Genomic DNA, 18,428 nt, shown 5'->3' with positions numbered 1-18,428 from the left:
TCATCCGGTTGTCCATCCGTACCGGTACAACGAGGCAACCCGCCCGCCGGAAGCCCGCCGACCCGAAGTGTGTCAGCGTCGGCGGGGGCGGCCGCCGCGCGAGCGCTTGGTGGCCGCCACCCGTGGCGGGCCGACCATTCGCTCGCGCACGATCTCCACGACGGTGGTGGGCGGATCGATCACCCCGGTCCCGCAGAGGTGCACTGCCGGTTCCCCACCGCCGAGTCGCGCCACCACCTCGGCGTGCTCCTCGATCTCCGCAGCCGCTGACGAACCCTTGAGCGCCAGCAGCCGGCCGCCACGGACCGCCAATGGGAGGCTCCAGCCCGCCAGGCGATCCAGTGGCGCTACCGCGCGGGCGGTCACCACGTCGCCGCTTATCGGTTCACGACCGCTCGACCCGGTAGCCGCCTCGTCCGCCCGACCACGGAACACCCGCACCGACTTGGCCAGACCGAGTCGGTCGACGACCTCGATCAGGAACGAGGTGCGCCGCGCGAGCGGCTCGATAAGGGTGACAGTGAGATCCGGGCGCGCGATGGCCAGGACCAGACCCGGCAGGCCAGCACCGGAGCCCACGTCGAGAACCGTCGCGCCGGACGGGATTCGCTCGGCGACCACGGCGCAGTTGAGCAGGTGCCGGTCCCAGATGCGAGGTGCCTCCCGGGGGCCGATCAGACCGCGGACCACCCCGTCGGTGACCAACAGCTCGGCGTACGCGGCAGCCAGGTCGAGACGATCGCCGAAGAGGGTACGTGCGGCCGGGGCCAGCTCGGGCGGCAGCGCCGCGTCAGCTGGTGACGGGGCGGCGTCGAGTCGGTCCGATTCGGCGTCGGCCCCGGCGGGCTGGACAGCGGACGGCCCGAGCGGCGTGCCGCCCGGGCCGGTCACGGCGTCAGCCGTGCTGTCGTCGTGGGTCACCCGGTCAGTCCACCGGCCGTACGACGATGCGCCGGTTCGGCTCCACGCCCTCGGACTCGCTCGCCACACCGGACATGGCGTTCACCACGTCGTGCACGCACTTGCGCTCGAAGGCCGACATCGCGTCCAGGCGGACCGGCTCGCCGTACTCCTTGACCTTCTCGACGGCGTTCTTGGCGACCGCGGCGAGTTCCTTGCGACGGTTCGCCCGGTAGCCGCCGACGTCGAGCAGCAGCCGGCTCGGGGTGCCGGTCTGCCGGAAGACCGCGAGGCGGGTCAGCTCCTGAAGCGCCTCAAGGGTGGCTCCCCGCTGGCCGACCAGGTTCTGCAACCGCTCGCCGACCACCTCGACCATCGGACGCCCAGCGGCGACCAACTCGTCGATGTCACCGTCGTAGTCGAGGATGTCGAGCAGCCCTTCGACGTAGTCGGCAGCGATCTCGCTCTGCCGGAACAGGTCGCTTTCGCTCACCGCCTTCTTCACCCTGCCGCCAGCCGCGGCATCGGTGTCCTCGTCGGCCGCGCTGTCGTCGTCGGTTTGGGTGTCGTCGCCGTCCACCGCGAGCGTCGCGGTCTCCTCCTCGTCCAAGGACTGCTCGGCGCGGGGGATGCTGGTCTCGGTCACGGTCTCATCTCCGTACTCGCTCGGCCGGACCGTCGGGTCCGACTGGTTTCCCGGGGCCGGCTGGAGGTCGCCGGTGCCCGCGGGCACGTCTGTACGGGCAGTGTCGCCCGTGGCCGCGCGATGCGCGGTCGGTTCCGCTCGGCGCCACCGGACGGCGGCTGCTCGGTGCGGAACGGGCCGTCGTCGGTCACCCGACGACGGCCCGCGGAGGTCAGCCCTGCCGCTTGGCGGGACGGCTCTTCTTCGGGTTGTTCGCCGGCTTGGCCCCCGGCTTCGGCCCGGCCACCTTGGGTGCGGTCGCCTTGACCGGCGCCGCCGGTGCCGTCTTGCCACGACCGAACAGACCACCGGACTTGGCGGGCTGCACCGGGTTGCGACTGGCGGCGGGGGCGGCGGTCTTCTTGGCGGTCACCGGCGGCGGGAACTTCCGCAGCACCCACTGCTGCTGGCCGAGGGTGAAGAGGTTGTTGGTGACCCAGTAGATGATGACGCCGATCGGGAAGATCGCGCCGGAGATCAGCAGCGACGCCGGAATGCCGTAGAGCATCAGCCGCTGGATCATCCGCTGTTGCGGGTCCTCCGCCCAGCCGGTCTTGAGGATCATCTGCCGGCTGGTCAGGTAGGTGGTCGTGATCATGATCAGGACCAGGATGCCGGCAATGATCTTGACGGTGCTGCCGGTGGCGCCGAGGCGGGACAACTCGTCGGCCGTCGAGCCGAACTTGCCGGCGATCGGGGCGGTGAAGAGCTTCGCCTGCGAGGCGCTCTCGAACTGGTTGACGGTCCACCCGTACAGGGTCTTGCCGCCGTTCGCCGGGTCCAGCCGCTTCAACGTGTGGAAGAGGCCCAGGAAGACCGGGATCTGAAGGAACATCGGAAGGCAACCCATGAGCGGGTTGGCCTTCTCCTTCTTGTAGAGCTCCATCATTTCTTTCTGGAGCGTCTCCCGGTCACCCTTGTGCTTCTCCTGAAGCTCCTTGACCTTGGGCTGGAGCGCCTGCATCGCCCGCTGGGACTTGATCTGCTTGACGAAGACCGGGAACAGGATCACCCGGACGGTGACCACCAGGAAGATGATGGACAGGATCCAGGCGAAGTTGGTGCCGATCACCGCGCCGACCGGCACCCCGATGGCGTCCCAGGCAGAGTGCCAGGTCAGCAGGATCCACGAAATCGCGTAGTAGATCCAGTCGAGACTCAGACTCAATTCGGGGCTCCAGTCACATCAGCACGGCGGCGGCTGCCCGGCTCCGGCACCGGGTCATGTCCACCAGGGTGAAAGGGGTGGCAGCGCAACAGCCGCCGGACCGCCAGCGCGGCTCCCCGGAGCGCGCCGTGCCGGGCGACCGCCTCCTGGGCGTACGCGCTGCACGACGGGTAGAACCGACAGCGGGCCGGCAGCGCCGGACTTATCCACCGACGGTACGCGATGATGGGCGCGATCAGCACCTTGGCACCGGTTGTCGACGCGCGTGGACTGGTCTTGTCGGCACCGGTCATCGGGGCCGCCGTTCGCGGGGCGACCGGGCGACCGCGATGGCGGCGTCCAGGTCGGTGGCCAGGCGGGGATATGACGCCACCGCGGCTGCGGGCAGCGCCCGGACGACCAGGGTGCTGCCGGCGGGCAGGGCGGTCAGCCGGTCCCGGACCAGTGCCCGCAGTCGACGCTTGACCCGGTTGCGGACCACCGCGTTACCGACAGCCTTGGACACGACGAAGCCGGCGCGGGACGGCACGGATGACTGCTCCGCACTGTCGTCCCGCACCGGCTCCGACGAGGTCGAGATGCTGGGGTCGGCGAGCGCCGGCACGGTCAGATGGACCACGACGGCGCCTCGTCCGACGCGTCGGCCACCGCGAACCGCTGCGGCGAAGTCAGTGCTGCGCCGCAGTCGCTGCGCGGCGGCCAGCACGACTGCCCACGTCCCCTGACCGGCCCGGTCGGCTCAGGCCGACAGGGTGGTGCGACCCTTGGCGCGACGGCTCGAGAGGATGGCACGGCCGGCACGGGTGCGCATGCGCAGCCGGAAGCCGTGGGTCTTCGCGCGCCGGCGGTTGTTCGGCTGGTAGGTGCGCTTGCTCACGTCAGGCTCTCCGTTTTCGTACGCGCCCCGCGCGACGGGATCGCCGGGGTCGTGTGGTGGTGTCCAGGCCACCTCGACGGTGGCCTCCGATCGGTGCTGTCCGACGGTGCGGGACCTCGACGACGCGGGGGATGCGACCGCGGACAGCAAGCACCCATCACCCTAGCAGAGGGCGAGAAAGCAGCCGTTCCAGCCTACGCAGGGGGGCAATGACCGTCAAACACCCCGAGCAGCGGACAAGCGGCGGACAACGGGACGCGCCCGAGGCCGAAGGGCGGTTTTCGCTGATGCCGACAAGGGCGCCCTCGCGTCGCCGGTTGATGGCGCAGGGACAACGCTGTTACCGTGCCCGATTGCGGTGAGCGTCGGAAGCTCCGGTCGTCGCACAGGCAAGACCGGACAAGGCAGTGAATCGTTCGGCACGGTGAACCCGCTTCAGCGCCCGTCCAGGCAGGGGCAGGTCGCACCCGCGTCCGGCGGCGGCCACAATCGGTCGGTACACAGGCTGTGGATAACTTGTGGATGACCACCGGTCGACAGCCGGGTGGGTGTTGTTCCACCCGCGAACGCGGCGGGCCCGGGATGGCCGGCTGGCAGACAGCGGCGGCCGGGAGCAGAAGCGAGGGGGTGGCACGACGGTGGCCGGTACGACCGACCTTGCCGCAGTGTGGTTAGCGGCGACCGACGAGCTCGCCGACGAGATCATCTCCGCCCAACAGCGTGCCTATCTCCGCCTGACCCGACTGCGGGCGATCGTCGAGGACACCGCTCTGCTCTCGGTGCCTGACGCGTTCACCCGGGACGTGATCGAGTCACGGCTGCGTCCCGCGATCACCGAGGCGCTCACCCGGCGGCTGGGCCGACCGATCCAGGTGGCGGTCACCGTTCGGGTGGCCGAGGACGCCACCGGCCGACCCGCCGGCACCGTCTACCGCAGCGCCCCGGAGACCAGCCCGTTCGACGTCGAGGGTCCGGCTGCCGCACCCTTCGACGACGACCAGGGCGCCCGACCGCACGCCGAGATGATGATCCCTGAGCAGTCACCCGCGCCGCGACCACCCGAGCCGGTCGCGCCACCCGCGCCCGCGGGTCCGCCGCTCGCGCCGAGCGTCGACTCGCATCGGCCGGGGATGATCCCCGCCAGCAGGGACGGCCAGGAAGCGCTGTTCAGCGCCGCCTTCGCGGAGCCGATGCGGTCCCCCCGACCTGGCGCCGACCGGCGCGGCTACGACGAGCAGGCCGCTCGCCTCGACCCGCCCGGCCCGGACACCCGGCCCTACGAGCCCCGCTACCGGGAAGACTCGGCGTCCCCGCGCGACCAGCATGTGATCCGCGCGATGCCCCGCGACGGTGGCACGGACAGCGGACCGGGCCGCAGCGGCGTGGACCACCGGACGGGTGCCCGCGACGACCGCCGGCTGCCCGGCGCCGACACCGGCGGCAACCGGCTCAACCCGAAGTACATGTTCGAGACGTTCGTCATCGGCTCGTCCAACCGGTTCGCCCACGCGGCGAGCGTGGCGGTGGCGGAGTCACCGGCGAAGGCGTACAACCCGCTGTTCATCTACGGGCACTCCGGTCTGGGCAAGACCCACCTACTGCACGCCATCGGGCACTACGCCACGACGCTCGGCAACGCCCGCTCGGTCCGGTACGTCTCGACCGAGGAGTTCACCAACGACTTCATCAACTCGCTCCGGGACGACAAGACAAGTGCGTTCCAGCGGCGCTACCGCGACGTCGACATCCTGTTGATCGACGACATCCAGTTCCTGGAGAACCGCGAGCGTACGCAGGAGGAGTTCTTCCACACCTTCAACACCCTGCACAACGCCAACAAGCAGATCGTGATCACCTCCGACCGGTCGCCGCGCCAGCTCGCCACCCTGGAGGACCGGATGCGAACCCGGTTCGAGTGGGGGCTGCTTGCCGACATCCAGCCACCGGACCTGGAGACGCGGATCGCGATCCTGCAGAAGAAGGCGGCGCAGGAGCGGATGTACGCCCCGCCGGACGTGCTGGAGTTCATCGCCTCCCGGGTGTCGAACTCGATCCGGGAACTGGAGGGGGCACTGATCCGGGTGACGGCGTTCGCCAGCCTGACCCGGTCGACAGTCGAGCTGTCCCTGGCCGAGGAGGTGCTCCGGGACTTCATGCCCGACGGCGCCGGTCCGGAGATCAACGCCGACCAGATCATGGCCTCCACCGCCGACTACTTCGGGGTGAGCCTGGAGGACCTGCGCGGTCAGTCCAGGTCCCGGGTGCTCGTCAACGCCCGGCAGGTGGCCATGTACCTGTGTCGGGAGTTGACCGAGCTGTCGTTGCCCCGAATCGGGCAGGCGTTCGGTGGCCGGGACCACACCACTGTGATGCACGCCGACCGGAAGATCCGTCAGCAGATGGCGGAGCGGCGCTCGCTCTACAACCAGATCGCCGAGCTGACCAACCGGATCAAGCAGAACAGCTGACGCGTACGCCGCCGTCGTGGCGGCCCGCAGCCCAGGAAACGCCCGACCGGATCTTCGGTCGGGCGTTTTTCGGCCCACCGGCTGGACTCTCGACATGGTGTAGGCCACAGCATGGAGGCCGTGACCGCCTCGATCCCCAGTCGTTGTCCACAGCTCGTTATCCACCGCCGGTGGATAACTACGGTCCGTCCTCCGCCGGTTACCCACAGGCTGTGGAGAAACCCTGTGTACGGAGCTGTGGACGCCTGGGGACAACCGACACGTTTTCCACCGATGAGCGGCTGCCTGTGTACGAGCTGTTGAAGGTTCTGGGGATGACGGCAATGGTGATCTTCATCGTCATCCACAGGCTTGGGGAGAAAGTCGGTGGATTACCGGTGGACAACCGGTGGACAACGGTGGACAACCAGCCGCCGAGACCGGGCTGTGGACAGGCAAGCCGGTTGTCCCCCCGGTTCTCCACAGCTAAATCACCTGTAGATAACCTGTCTGAGCTGCCCAGACTCGGGTTTTCCACAGTTTGCACAGGTGCGATGAAGACGATGAGTTATCTCTTCTAAGAGAACAAAAACCAATCATCACCGTTGGGCTTTCTGTGGATCGTGCCGAACGCTGCCCGATCGACCGGTCAGCACCGACACGAACCATGGGGTCGGGCGCACAGCCGATGCCCCCGCGCCCTAAGGTGCGATGGGTACCCGCACGGTCGGGCGGGACGGTAGGCAGCGGTCGGCATGAGAGAGTTGTCGCTGACGTCGACGCGGAGGCATTTATGAAGTTCCGAGTGGAGCGCGACGCGCTCGCCGAGGCCGTGGCGTGGACCGCGAAGAGCCTGCCCAACCGGCCATCCGTGCCGGTGCTTGCCGGTGTGATGCTCCGGGTCACCGACGGCAACCTGCGGGTTTCCGGGTTCGACTACGAGGTCTCCAGCCAGGTGACCGTCGAGGTGCAGGGTGACGCCGACGGCGCCGCCCTGGTCTCCGGCCGCCTGCTCGCCGAGATCACCAAGGCGTTGCCGGCCAAGCCGGTGGACATCGCCGCGGTCGGTGCCCACCTTGAGCTGGTCTGTGGCAGCGCCCGGTTCACACTGCCCACCATGCCGGTGGAGGACTACCCCGCGCTGCCCGAGATGCCGCAGAGCGCCGGCACTGTGGACGCGGCCGCGTTCGCCACAGCGGTCTCCCAGGTGGCCATCGCCGCCGGCCGGGACGAGACGCTGCCGATGATGACCGGCGTCCGCGTCGAACTCTCCGGCAACACGTTGTCGATGCTCGCCACCGACCGGTACCGGCTGGCGCTGCGCGAGATCCAGTGGCAGCCGGACGACCCCGAGGTGAGCATCAACGCCCTGGTGCCGGCCCGCACCCTGAACGACACCGCCAAGGCCCTTGGCCCCTTGGGCGGCGAGGTCACCCTCGCCCTTGCCCAGGGAGCTGCCGGCGAGGGCATGGTCGGCCTTGCTGGCGGCACCCGGCGCACCACCAGCCGCCTGCTCGACGGCGCCAACTACCCGCCGGTGCGGTCGCTCTTCCCGGCCACCCACAACGCCGCCGCCCGGGTGTCGGTGAGCACCCTCATCGAGGTCGTCAAGCGGGTCGCGCTTGTCGCCGAGCGGACCACCCCGGTGCTGCTGAGCTTCAGCGCCGACGGCCTGGTGGTCGAGGCCGGCGGTTCCGAGGAGGCACGGGCCAGCGAGGCGATGGAGGCCACCTTCACCGGTGACGCGCTGACCATTGGGTTCAACCCGCAGTACCTCATCGACGGCCTGGCCAACCTCGGTTCGCAGACCGCCGTGCTCTCGTTCGTCGACGCCTTCAAGCCCGCGGTGATCTCACCCGCCGGCGAGGATGGAGAGGTCATTCCGGGGTACCGGTACCTCATCATGCCGATCCGCGTCTCGCGCTGATCGCGCCAAGCAACACCCAGATCCACGGAGGTAGAAACACATGCAGCTCGGCCTTGTAGGACTCGGCCGTATGGGCGGCAACATGCGGGAGCGGTTGCGTGCCGCTGGTCACGAGATTGTCGGTTTCGACCACAACGCCCAGCTCAGCGACGTTCCGACCCTCGCGGGTCTGGCCGAGAAGCTTGAGTCACCCCGTGCGGTCTGGGTCATGGTGCCCGCCGGCGTCACCGACGCCACAATCGACGAACTGGCCGAGGTGCTCGGCGAGGGCGACATCATCATCGACGGCGGCAACTCGCGCTTCAGTGACGACGCGCCCCGGGCCGAGCGGCTCAACGCGCGGGGCATCGGCTACATCGACGTCGGCGTCTCCGGCGGCGTCTGGGGCCGGCAGAACGGCTACGGGCTGATGGTCGGCGGCGCCCAGGAGCACGTGGACCGGCTGATGCCGATCTTCAGCGCGCTCAAGCCGGAGGGCGAGTTCGGCTTCGTGCACGCCGGGCCGGTCGGCGCGGGACACTACTCGAAGATGGTGCACAACGGCATCGAGTACGGCCTGATGCACGCCTACGCCGAGGGTTACGAGCTGATGGCGGCCTCGGAGTTGGTGACGAACGTGCCGGGCGTCATCAAGTCCTGGCGGGAGGGCACCGTCGTCCGGTCCTGGCTGCTCGACCTGCTGGACCGGGCGCTCGACGAGGACCCGGAGCTGGCCGACCTGAGCGGCTACACCGAGGACACCGGCGAGGGCAGGTGGACAGTCGACGAGGCGGTCCGGCTGGGGGTGCCGCTGAACGTCATCACCGCGTCGCTGTTCGCCCGGTTCACCTCGCGGCAGGACGACTCCCCGACCATGAAGGCCGTCTCCGCGCTGCGTCAGCAGTTCGGTGGCCACGCCGTCCACAAGCGCTGAGCGGTATCCACAACCTGTGTATGTCCACCGGCTGGAACTTGTCGACTTCCGCTCGTACGAGCGGGTGGCCGTCGACCTCCAGCCGGGGGCGAACGTCCTGACCGGTGCCAACGGCGTGGGCAAGACCAACCTCGTCGAGGCGCTCGGCTACGTGGCGACCCTCGACTCACACCGGGTGGCCACCGACGCGCCGTTGGTCCGGATGGGCGCCACCGCCGCGGTGATCCGCTGCGTGGTGGTGCACGACGGCCGGGAGCTCCTCGTCGAGTTGGAGATCGTGCCCGGCAAGGCCAACCGGGCCCGGCTGGGCCGCTCACCGGCGCGGCGGGCCCGGGACGTGCTCGGCGCCCTACGACTCGTGCTCTTCGCCCCGGAGGACCTCGAGTTGGTCCGGGGCGACCCGTCCGAGCGCCGCCGCTACCTGGACGACCTGCTCGTCAACCGGCAGCCCCGGTACGCGGGTGTGCGGGCCGACTACGAGCGGGTGGTCAAGCAACGCAACGCACTGCTGCGCACCGCGTACCTGGCTCGCAAGACCGGCGGGTCGCGCGGCGGCGACCTCGGCACCCTGGCCGTCTGGGACACCCACCTGGCCCAGCACGGCGCGGAGCTGCTCGCCGGCCGACTGGAACTCGTGGCAGCACTCACCCCGCACGTGGCCAAGGCGTACGACGCTGTGGCCGCCGGCCGGGGTGCGGCGAGCATCTCCTACCGTCCCTCGATCGAGTTGGCCGAGCCGACCACCGACCGGGCCGTGCTTGCCGACGCACTCACCGCCGCCCTGGCCGCGTCCCGGTCCGCGGAGATCGAACGGGGCACCACCCTGGTCGGGCCGCACCGCGACGAGCTGGCGCTGGCCCTCGGCCCGCTTCCCGCCAAGGGGTACGCCAGCCACGGTGAGTCGTGGTCGTTCGCGCTGGCGCTTCGGCTGGCCGGGTACGACCTGCTGCGCGCCGACGGCATCGAGCCGGTGCTGGTGCTCGACGACGTCTTCGCGGAGCTGGACACCGGGCGCCGGGAGCGGCTGGCGGAACTGGTCGGCGGGGCGAGTCAGCTGCTTGTCACCTGCGCGGTGGACGATGATGTGCCGGTGGCTCTGCGCGGCACCCGCTACCAGGTTGGCGAAGGGACGGTACGCCGTGTCGGATGAGCCACGCCCCGATCGAGCGGAGACCGGCAAGAGCGAGGCCGCAGCCGCGCCCACCCCCGGGGCGGCGGGCGCCAGCGGGCCCGAGCTGGCTCGGGCGGTGCTCGACGCGGCGCTGTCCCGGCGGCAGGCGGCGGCCCGTGCGCGGCGTACCCCGGGTGGGGCGGGCGGCGACGCGGCCGGCGGGTCGGGGCGGCGGTTGCGCGGCTACTCCGGGCCCGGCCCCGACCCGCGCGACCCGCAGCCGCTGGGCGCCGTGCTGAACCGGCTGGTGAAGGCGCGGGGCTGGCAGCAGCCGGCAGCCGAGGCCACCGTGTTCGGTGCCTGGGAGCGAGTCGTCGGCGCGGAGATCGCCCAGCACAGTCGCCCGGTCAAGCTGGAGAACGGCGAGCTGACCGTGGAGGCGCGCTCGACCGCCTGGGCGACCCAACTGCGACTGCTCGCCGGCTCGCTGCTCAAGCAGATCGCCAGCGAGGTCGGCCACAACGTGGTGCGCAAGCTGCACATCCACGGCCCGGCCGCGCCCTCCTGGGGGAAGGGGCCACGCCGGGTCCGCGGCCGGGGCCCCCGCGACACGTACGGCTGAGCCGGCTGTCAGCCGTTCCGCGCCGCACGGGCCGCTCGCCGCTGTTCGCGCTGCTCCCGGCTGTGGCGCTTACGCTCGGCCAGGTCGCGTTTCCACGCCTCGCGGGCCTCGGCCGAGCCGCCCTGCACCGCACCCTGGACACCCTCGGCCGGGCCGGCGAGGTGCCGGAAGGCCCAACTCAGGAGTCGGCCGCCCTCGCCCGGAGCTTTGGTGGCCGCGCCGTCCTCGCTCATCTGCCGCCCTTTCCGCTCGCGTCCGCCCGCCCGTCGCACGGGCAGAGGATTGGGGCACCAATGCTTTGCACACCAATGATCGGTAGAGTAGTCACCGTGCCAGGTGAGAGCAACCGATGAGCGAGCGACCCGACGACGTCGACCCGTTGGCGTTGGAGCAGCAGGTCTGCTTCGCCCTGTCGGTGGCCGCGCGCAGCGTGGTGGCCGTCTACCGGCCACTGCTGGAACCGATGGGCCTGACGCATCCGCAGTACCTGGTCATGTTGGCGCTCTGGCAGCACGCGCCGCTGTCCGGTCGTGACCTCAGCCGCCTGTTGCAGCTCGACCCGGGCACGCTCTCACCCCTGCTCAAGCGCCTCGAAGCGGCCGGCTACCTACGCCGCGAACGCGACCCCGGCGACGAGCGCAGCCTCGCCGTCACCCTGACCGCGAGCGGCGCCGCGCTGCGGAGCCAGGCGGAGTTGATCCCGGCCGCGATCGTGCGCCGGCTCGGGCTGCCCGTCGAGGACCTGCAACACCTGCACGCGGTGCTCACCCAGGTGATCGCCGCCGCCAACCGGCCGGGCGGCGACCAGCCCACCGCCGGAAGCGGCGCGGTGGGTCAGGCGTCGGCGTAGACGGCGAAACCGCGCTCGGCGCAGCGCCGGTAGAAGGCGGCGAGCACGCCCAGCTCGGCGCAGGTGAAGTTCCACTGCGGCGGGTCGCCGCGCTCGTCACGCAGCGCGTCGAGTCGGCTCTCCAGCCACCGCAGCTGCTGCTCGGCCAGCCTGCCGTCGCCGAGCAGCGAGCGCAGCACCGTGCTCACCGACTCGAAGGTGACCGCCTCACCGTGCGCGCGGTGTCCGGCCACGAACCGCTCGATCCCACTGGCGATCCAGGAGCAGCCGTCCGGGTCGATCACCGGGTCCTCGTCCTCGGCGGCGGCGTCTGTGGCGTACAACACACCTTCCAGGCCGAGCAGCAGATCCACCAACTCGGTGTACGCCGTGGCCCGGATGGTGCCGGTCTTCGCGATCAGCTCGGCCAGCGCCGCCGTCGGCGCGGAGATCCGTGGCAGATCGACGATCTCGCCGAAGTCGACGAACTCGGCCGGCGCGACCGGATCGTAGAAGCGGCCGGTCCGCGGCCAATGCACCGCGACGTTGTCCAGCCCCATCTGTCACCTCTTAAAGAGCACGTGTCGGGTCGATCGGGTCGATCGTCCCGGTTCCGGCCGGTAAAGATCAAGCCTGGTTCCGGAGCGCCGCAAACGTACGGCACGGACGCTCCGGCCGCGACCCCCGACCCGCCCGAGCGCGGGTCAACCCGTTCGGGGGCGGCGCGTGCGATCGGGCCATGGCGTGTGGGGGGAGTCGCGGGCAGCGGGGTTCTGCCGGCTACGGACATCTCAGCCGCCTCTTTGAGGGTGCCGAGTGGTGGTTCTGTCCCCCGCGCACAGTAGGATTGACAGCGAGACGAAGACCCGGTGCGGGAGAGACACGGGGCCGGTGGCCCCAGATTCATTCTCCACGTCGGGTCGAGCCGATCGCGATCCGCGGGCAACCGCGGCGACCGGCGCGTTCGACCCGTTGTCCGGAGGTCTCCGGCACCGGTCCACGCGCCGACGTCGCGTCCTGTCCGCCGAACCCGCGCCCGACGCGCCCTACCGGCGCGGCTGACGCGAGAAAGTGGCCGAGGGTGGCAGCGCAGGACAAGCAGGAGTACGGCGCAGAGTCGATCACCGTTCTTGAGGGTCTGGAGGCGGTCCGCAAGCGGCCCGGTATGTACATCGGGTCGACTGGCGAGCGCGGTCTGCACCACCTCGTGCAGGAGGTCGTGGACAACGCCGTGGACGAGGCGATGGCCGGCTACTGCGACACCATCGACGTGGTGCTGCTGGCCGACGGCGGCGTCCGGGTCACCGACAACGGCCGTGGCTTCCCGGTCGACCTGCACCCGAAGCTCAAGAAGCCGGGCGTCGAGGTCGCGCTGACCGTGCTGCACGCGGGTGGCAAGTTCGACGGCAAGGCGTACGCCGTCTCCGGCGGTCTGCACGGCGTCGGCGTCTCGGTGGTGAACGCCCTCTCCACCAGGATGGCGGTGGAGATCCACAAGAACGGCTTCGTCTGGCGGCAGAAGTACACCAACTCCAAGCCCGACCCGCTGGAGAAGGGTGAGACCACCGACCGCACCGGCTCGGCGGTCTCCTTCTGGCCGGACCCGGACATCTTCGAGACCGTCGAATTCGACTTCCAGACCATCTACCGGCGCCTCCAGGAGATGGCCTTCCTCAACCGCGGCCTGCGGATCCACCTGCTCGACGAGCGGGTCGCCGAGGGCGAGGAGGGCAAGCCACGCGAGGTGACCTTCCTCTACGAGGACGGCATCGCCGACTTCGTCCGGCACCTCAACGCCTCGAAGAACCCGATCCACAAGACGGTGGTCCAGTTCGACGCCGAGGAGGCGGAGGAGGGCATGGCGGTCGAGATCGCCATGCAGTGGAACGAGTCGTACGGCGAGTCGGTCTACACCTTCGCCAACACCATCAACACCCACGAGGGTGGCACCCACGAGGAGGGCTTCCGCTCCGCGTTGACAAGCGTGGTCAACCGGTACGGCGCCGACAAGAAGCTGCTCAAGGGCGACGAGAAGCTCTCCGGTGAGGACATCCGGGAAGGGCTCGCGGCGATCATCTCGGTCAAGCTGACCAACCCGCAGTTCGAGGGTCAGACCAAGACCAAGCTGGGCAACACCCCGGTGAAGAGCTTCGTGCAGCGGGTCTGCAACGACCGGCTCGTCGACTGGTTCGACCGCAACCCGGCCGAGGCCAAGATGATCATCACGAAGGCGTCCCAGGCCGCTCGGGCCCGGATCGCCGCGCAGCAGGCGCGCAAGCTGGCCCGGCGTAAGTCGCTGCTGGAGTCCGGCTCGATGCCGGGCAAGCTGGCCGACTGCCAGTCCACCGACCCGCGCGAGTCCGAGGTGTTCATCGTCGAGGGCGACTCGGCCGGTGGCTCGGCGAAGCAGGGTCGCGACCCGAGGACGCAGGCGATCCTGCCGATCCGCGGCAAGATCCTCAACGTGGAGAAGGCCCGGATCGACCGGGTCCTGAAGAACAACGAGGTCCAGGCGCTGATCACCGCGCTGGGCACCGGCATCCACGACGACTTCGACATGGAGAAGCTGCGCTACCACAAGGTGGTGCTGATGGCCGACGCGGACGTCGACGGCCAGCACATCCAGACGCTGCTGCTCACCCTGCTGTTCCGCTTCATGCGTCCACTTGTCGAGCTGGGCCACGTCTACCTGGCCGCCCCGCCGCTCTACAAGATCAAGTGGAACAAGAAGGGCGACGACGCGCAGTACGCCTACTCCGACCGCGAGCGGGACGGGCTGATCGCGCTGCGCCAGCAGAAGAAGCCGAACGCCAAGCCGGACGACATCCAGCGCTTCAAGGGCCTCGGCGAGATGAACTATCCCGAGCTGTGGGAAACCACTATGAACCCGGCAACGCGTACCCTGCGTCAGGTCACGCTCGACGACGCGGCGACAGCCGACGAGTTGTTCAGCGTGCTGATGGGTGAGGACGTCGAGGCGCGCCGGTCGTTCATTCAGCGCAACGCCAAGGACGTCCGGTTCCTGGACATCTGACAGACCGTGGTGGAGCGGCCGGGCAGTGCCCGGCCGCTCCACCGGTCCACAGAGTTATCCACAGCTTCGCCGCTATCCACAGCGGTTATCCACAGCACAAAAACGACTCTGAGTCTGATAAGGGTATACAGTGACCGATTCTCCCGAGTCCACACCGAACGAGCCTGAGGTCCCCGCCGAGGCCATCGCCGCGGTGGTCGCGCACGACCGGATCGAACCGGTCGGGCTCGAGGTGGAGATGCAGCGCTCCTACCTCGACTACGCGATGAGCGTCATCGTCGGGCGTGCGCTGCCGGACGTGCGGGACGGGCTCAAGCCGGTCCACCGCAAGATCCTCTACGCCATGTTCGACTCCGGCTACCGTCCGGACCGCGGCTACGTGAAGTGCTCCCGCGTCGTCGGCGACGTGATGGGTCAGTTCCACCCGCACGGCGACTCGGCGATCTACGACGCGCTGGTCCGGATGGCGCAGCCCTGGTCGCTGCGCTACCCGCTTGTCGACGGCAACGGCAACTTCGGCTCGCCGGGTAATGATCCGGCGGCCGCGATGCGTTACTGCATCACGGCAGATGTCCGTATTCGTACCGCCGACGGTAGCGTGCGGATCGCGGACGTGGTGGCGGACGCCGCACCGTCCAGCGAGACCGACATCGACCTGAAGGTCCGCGACCGCAACGGCGACCTGGTGCGCGCCTCGAAGTTCTTCCACTCCGGCGAGCACCCCACGCTGCGGCTGCGCACCAGCGAGGGGTACGAGCTGACCGGCACGCACAACCACCCGGTGCTCTGCCTGGTGGACGTGGCCGGCGTGCCGACCCTGCTGTGGAAGCTCCTCGCCGAGATCTCCCCCGGCGACCGGGTGGTCCTCCAGCGCAGCGTGCCGGACGAGATCGGCTACCCGATGCTGGAGCACGTCGAGGCCGCCGTCCTCGCCGGCGCCTTCGTCAGCGAGGGCTGGGTCTCCACGGGACGGGCCGGTTTCAACAACGTCGACCGCGAGTTCTTCGTCCGCGTCCTCGCGGCCTACGACCTGGCGGTGGGCGGTCCGCGTTACGTCAGCGAGCGGGTCATCGCTTCCGGCAGCACCCTGCACGAACTCGACGTGCAGGACCTCACCGCGCTGCGGTCGAGCCTTCTGGGTGAGCTGATGGGCGCGCGTAGCGCCGCGAAGTTCGTTCCCGAGTTCGTCTGGCAGGGGCCGGCCGCGGTCAAGCGGGCGTTCCTCCAGGCGCTGTTCGAGGGTGACGGCTCGTCGTCGCTGCTGCCGCGCAACGCCATGCAGATCTCGTACTCGACGCGCAGCGAGCGCCTGGCGGCCGAGGTCCAGCAGTTGCTGCTGGAGTTCGGCGTGATCAGCCGGCAGACCCGCTACGACAACGGCGAGATCAAGGTCGTGGTGACCAACCGCCGCGACGCTCGGATCTTCGCCGCGCACGTCGGTTTCCTCGGCCGCAAGCAGGCCAAGCTGGAGGCCGAGCTGGCCCAGGTGCCGGCGAGCAGCACCGCCCTCTCCAGCGACCACGTGCCGCTGGTCGCCGACTTCATCCGCGAGCACGGCGCGCAGCGCTGGGCCGAGCAGGACTGGCTGCGTCGGCACAACGTGGACCGGGTCGAGCGGTGGGAGCGCGACCGCGACGAGATCGCTGCCCGCATCACCAACACCGACGTGCTCGATGTCGTCGAGCCTCTTGTCGACGGGCGCTTCTACTACGCCGAGGTGGCGCAGATCACTGACGCCGGCGTGCAGCCGGTCTACAGCGTCCGGGTCGACACCGACGACCACTCGTTCGTCTCCGACGGGTTCGTCAGCCACAACACGGAGTGCAAGCTCGACCCGCTGGCCATGGAAATGCTGCGGGACATCGACGAGGACACCGTCGACCTGCAGGACAACTACGACGGCCGGGCCAAGGAGCCCACGATCCTGCCGTCGCGGATCCCCAACCTGCTGGTGAACGGCTCCGAGGGCATCGCGGTCGGCATGGCCACCAAGATCCCGCCGCACAACCTGCGGGAGATCGGCGCGGCGGTGCAGTGGTGCCTCGACAATCCCGAGGAGGACGAGGAGACCACCCTCGAAGCCCTGCTCGGCATCGTCAAGGGCCCGGACTTCCCGACCTACGGCCTGATCGTCGGCACCACCGCCATCCAGGACGCCTACCGCACCGGTCGCGGGTCGATCCGGATGCGCGCCGTGGTGGAGGTCGACGAGGACAAGCGGGGCCGCCCCTGCCTGGTCGTCAGCGAACTGCCCTACCAGGTCAACCCGGACAACCTCGCCGAGCGGATCGCGGAGCTGATCAAGGAGGGCAAGCTCGCCGGGATCGCCGACATCCGCGACGAGTCCTCCGGCCGTACCGGCATGCGGATCGTGCTCGTGCTCAAGCGCGACGCGGTCGCGAAGGTCGTGCTGAACAACCTCTACAAGCACACCCAGCTTCAGGAGACCTTCGGGGCCAACATGCTGGCCCTTGTCGACGGGGTGCCGCGCACGCTCAACCTGGCGCAGTTCATCCGCTACTACGTCGAGCACCAGATCGACGTGATCCGCCGGCGGACCGCGTTCCGGCTGCGCAAGGCCGAGGAGCGGGCGCACATCCTGCGCGGTCTGGGCAAGGCGCTTGACGCACTTGACGAGGTGATCGCGCTGATCCGGCGGTCGCCGACGGTGGACGACGCCCGGCAGGGCCTGATCCGGCTGCTCGACATCGACGAGATCCAGGCCACCGCGATCCTGGACATGCAGTTGCGTCGCCTCGCCGCGTTGGAGCGGCAGCGGATCGTGGACGACCTGGCCAAGCTCGAAATCGAGATCGCCGACCTCAAGGACATCCTGGCCAAGCCCGAGCGGCAGCGGAAGATCGTCTCCGAGGAGCTGGGCGAGATCGTCGCCAAGTGGGGCGACGACCGGCGTACGCAGATCATTCCGTTCGACGGCGAGGTCTCGATGGAGGACCTCATCGCCCGCGAGGATGTGGTCGTTACGATCACCCGGACCGGGTACGCCAAGCGGACCAAGGTCGATCTCTACCGCTCGCAGCGTCGCGGCGGCAAGGGGGTCAGTGGCGCTACGCTGCGCCAGGACGACATCGTCAGCCACTTCTTCGTCTGCTCGACACACGACTGGATCCTGTTCCTGACGAACAAGGGCCGGGTGTACCGGGCCAAGGCGTACGAGTTGCCGGAGGCCAGTAGGGTAGCCAAGGGCCAACACGTGGCCAACCTGCTCGCCTTCCAACCCGACGAGCAGATAGCGCAGATCATTGAGATCCCGAACTACCAGGTAGCCCCCTATCTGGTACTGGCCACGAAGAACGGCCTGGTGAAGAAGACGCGGCTTGAGGAGTTCGACTCCAACCGTTCCGGCGGCATCATCGCGATCAACCTGCGCGATGAGGACGAGCTGGTCGGTGCTGCGCTGGTTGCGCCGGAGAACGACCTGCTGCTGGTCTCCAAGAAGGCACAGGCGATCCGGTTCAACGCCTCGGACGAGGCCTTGCGGCCGATGGGCCGGGCCACCTCGGGTGTGATCGGCATGCGCTTCACGGACGACGACGTCCTGCTCGCCATGGAGGTCGTGCGGGAGGGTCTGGACGTTCTGGTGGCCACGAACGGGGGATACGCGAAGCGGACCCCGATCGAGGAATACCCGGTGCAGGGCCGGGGAGGTAAGGGCGTGTTGACTGCGAAGATCACCGAACGGCGCGGTGGTCTGGTCGGCGCGGTGGTGATCGATCCGGACGACGAGCTGTTCGCGATCACCAGCAACGGTGGTGTCATTCGGACTCCGGTGAAGCCTGTACGCCGTACGCGTGACCGGAACACAATGGGGGTCAAGCTGATGGACCTCCCGGACGGCGTGACTATCGTGGCGATTGCTCGCAATGCCGACGAGCCTGACGAACAGGACTAGTT

16 protein-coding genes are annotated in these 18,428 nt (G+C 69.3%); 8 read left to right on the top strand and 8 right to left on the bottom strand.

Going from position 1 to position 18,428, the window contains the following annotated elements; genetic code table 11:
* Positions 1 to 72 precede the first annotated feature (72 nt).
* From rsmG to rpmH, 6 genes are all read right to left on the bottom strand, one after another.
* Complete coding sequence (gene rsmG / locus AB0B86_RS07180) at positions 73 to 921, bottom strand: 16S rRNA (guanine(527)-N(7))-methyltransferase RsmG (RefSeq protein ID WP_357416550.1); 849 nt, start codon at positions 919 to 921, stop codon at positions 73 to 75.
* Positions 922 to 925: 4 nt separating this feature from the next.
* Entirely contained in the window at positions 926 to 1,546 is a 621-nt protein-coding gene (locus AB0B86_RS07175) for a R3H domain-containing nucleic acid-binding protein (RefSeq protein ID WP_357411306.1), read from the bottom strand.
* A 211-nt stretch (positions 1,547 to 1,757) separates the two neighbouring features.
* Positions 1,758 to 2,747, bottom strand: a complete 990-nt coding sequence (yidC, locus tag AB0B86_RS07170; protein WP_357411336.1) for a membrane protein insertase YidC — start codon at positions 2,745 to 2,747, stop codon at positions 1,758 to 1,760.
* 2 nt (positions 2,748 to 2,749) lie between these two features.
* Entirely contained in the window at positions 2,750 to 3,046 is a 297-nt protein-coding gene (gene yidD, locus AB0B86_RS07165) for a membrane protein insertion efficiency factor YidD (RefSeq protein ID WP_357411308.1), read from the bottom strand.
* Positions 3,043 to 3,459, bottom strand: a complete 417-nt coding sequence (gene rnpA / locus AB0B86_RS07160) for a ribonuclease P protein component (RefSeq protein WP_357411310.1) — start codon at positions 3,457 to 3,459, stop codon at positions 3,043 to 3,045. Before rnpA ends, yidD begins: the two co-directional genes overlap by 4 nt.
* Positions 3,460 to 3,492: 33 nt before the next feature.
* Positions 3,493 to 3,630, bottom strand: coding sequence for a 50S ribosomal protein L34 (rpmH, locus tag AB0B86_RS07155; protein WP_007453904.1), 138 nt, complete (start codon positions 3,628 to 3,630; stop codon positions 3,493 to 3,495).
* A 638-nt stretch (positions 3,631 to 4,268) separates the two neighbouring features.
* Here rpmH and dnaA point away from each other — a divergent pair.
* The 5 genes from dnaA to AB0B86_RS07130 all read left to right on the top strand — a co-directional run bounded on the left by dnaA (position 4,269) and on the right by AB0B86_RS07130 (position 10,650).
* On the top strand, positions 4,269 to 6,098 hold the full coding sequence (gene dnaA, locus AB0B86_RS07150) for a chromosomal replication initiator protein DnaA (RefSeq protein ID WP_357411312.1): 1,830 nt from the start codon (positions 4,269 to 4,271) through the stop codon (positions 6,096 to 6,098).
* 772 nt (positions 6,099 to 6,870) lie between these two features.
* Entirely contained in the window at positions 6,871 to 8,004 is a 1,134-nt protein-coding gene (gene dnaN / locus AB0B86_RS07145; protein ID WP_357243002.1) for a DNA polymerase III subunit beta, read from the top strand.
* Positions 8,005 to 8,044: 40 nt separating this feature from the next.
* Positions 8,045 to 8,917, top strand: a complete 873-nt coding sequence (gene gnd / locus AB0B86_RS07140; RefSeq protein WP_357411315.1) for a phosphogluconate dehydrogenase (NAD(+)-dependent, decarboxylating) — start codon at positions 8,045 to 8,047, stop codon at positions 8,915 to 8,917.
* A gap of 16 nt (positions 8,918 to 8,933) precedes the next feature.
* The gene (gene recF, locus AB0B86_RS07135) at positions 8,934 to 10,067 is read left to right on the top strand and encodes a DNA replication/repair protein RecF (RefSeq protein WP_357411317.1); all 1,134 of its coding nucleotides are present in this window, start codon (positions 8,934 to 8,936) and stop codon (positions 10,065 to 10,067) included.
* The gene (locus tag AB0B86_RS07130; protein ID WP_357411319.1) at positions 10,057 to 10,650 is read left to right on the top strand and encodes a DciA family protein; all 594 of its coding nucleotides are present in this window, start codon (positions 10,057 to 10,059) and stop codon (positions 10,648 to 10,650) included. Before recF ends, AB0B86_RS07130 begins: the two co-directional genes overlap by 11 nt.
* Positions 10,651 to 10,658: 8 nt before the next feature.
* On the opposite strand, the gene AB0B86_RS07125 is transcribed toward AB0B86_RS07130, so the two are convergent.
* Positions 10,659 to 10,883 carry a hypothetical protein gene (locus AB0B86_RS07125; protein ID WP_357411321.1) on the bottom strand — a complete coding sequence of 75 codons (225 nt, stop codon included), beginning with the start codon at positions 10,881 to 10,883 and terminating at the stop codon, positions 10,659 to 10,661.
* Positions 10,884 to 10,999: 116 nt separating this feature from the next.
* Here AB0B86_RS07125 and AB0B86_RS07120 point away from each other — a divergent pair, with 116 nt between their 5' ends.
* Positions 11,000 to 11,500, top strand: a complete 501-nt coding sequence (locus tag AB0B86_RS07120) for a MarR family transcriptional regulator (RefSeq protein WP_357411323.1) — start codon at positions 11,000 to 11,002, stop codon at positions 11,498 to 11,500.
* Here AB0B86_RS07120 and AB0B86_RS07115 read toward each other — a convergent pair.
* Positions 11,485 to 12,039: a hypothetical protein gene (locus AB0B86_RS07115; protein ID WP_278143236.1), complete on the bottom strand. Its 555-nt coding sequence runs from the start codon at positions 12,037 to 12,039 to the stop codon at positions 11,485 to 11,487. The two genes, AB0B86_RS07120 and AB0B86_RS07115, sit on opposite strands and share 16 nt — an antisense overlap.
* Positions 12,040 to 12,560: 521 nt before the next feature.
* On the opposite strand from AB0B86_RS07115, the gene gyrB reads away from it, so the two are divergent.
* Complete coding sequence (gene gyrB / locus AB0B86_RS07110; RefSeq protein ID WP_357411325.1) at positions 12,561 to 14,513, top strand: DNA topoisomerase (ATP-hydrolyzing) subunit B; 1,953 nt, start codon at positions 12,561 to 12,563, stop codon at positions 14,511 to 14,513.
* Positions 14,514 to 14,643: 130 nt separating this feature from the next.
* A complete protein-coding gene (gene gyrA / locus AB0B86_RS07105; RefSeq protein WP_357410523.1) occupies positions 14,644 to 18,426 on the top strand; it encodes an intein-containing DNA gyrase subunit A in 3,783 nt (1,260 codons plus the stop codon).
* Positions 18,427 to 18,428 lie beyond the last annotated feature (2 nt).

It is taken from the genome of Micromonospora sp. NPDC049047 (assembly GCF_040649135.1).
GTDB lineage: Bacteria > Actinomycetota > Actinomycetes > Mycobacteriales > Micromonosporaceae > Micromonospora.
This window is presented reverse-complemented; position numbering and strand designations above follow the sequence as displayed.

Bases quoted from the DNA above. Each gene is read 5' to 3' on its own strand.
- yidD (WP_357411308.1), bottom strand. From the start codon at position 3,046: ATGACCGGTGCCGACAAGACCAGTCCACGCGCGTCGACAACCGGTGCC.
- dnaN (WP_357243002.1), top strand. From the start codon at position 6,871: ATGAAGTTCCGAGTGGAGCGCGACGCGCTCGCCGAGGCCGTGGCGTGG.
- gnd (WP_357411315.1), top strand. From the start codon at position 8,045: ATGCAGCTCGGCCTTGTAGGACTCGGCCGTATGGGCGGCAACATGCGG.
- AB0B86_RS07125 (WP_357411321.1), bottom strand. From the start codon at position 10,883: ATGAGCGAGGACGGCGCGGCCACCAAAGCTCCGGGCGAGGGCGGCCGA.
- AB0B86_RS07120 (WP_357411323.1), top strand. From the start codon at position 11,000: ATGAGCGAGCGACCCGACGACGTCGACCCGTTGGCGTTGGAGCAGCAG.
- AB0B86_RS07115 (WP_278143236.1), bottom strand. From the start codon at position 12,039: ATGGGGCTGGACAACGTCGCGGTGCATTGGCCGCGGACCGGCCGCTTC.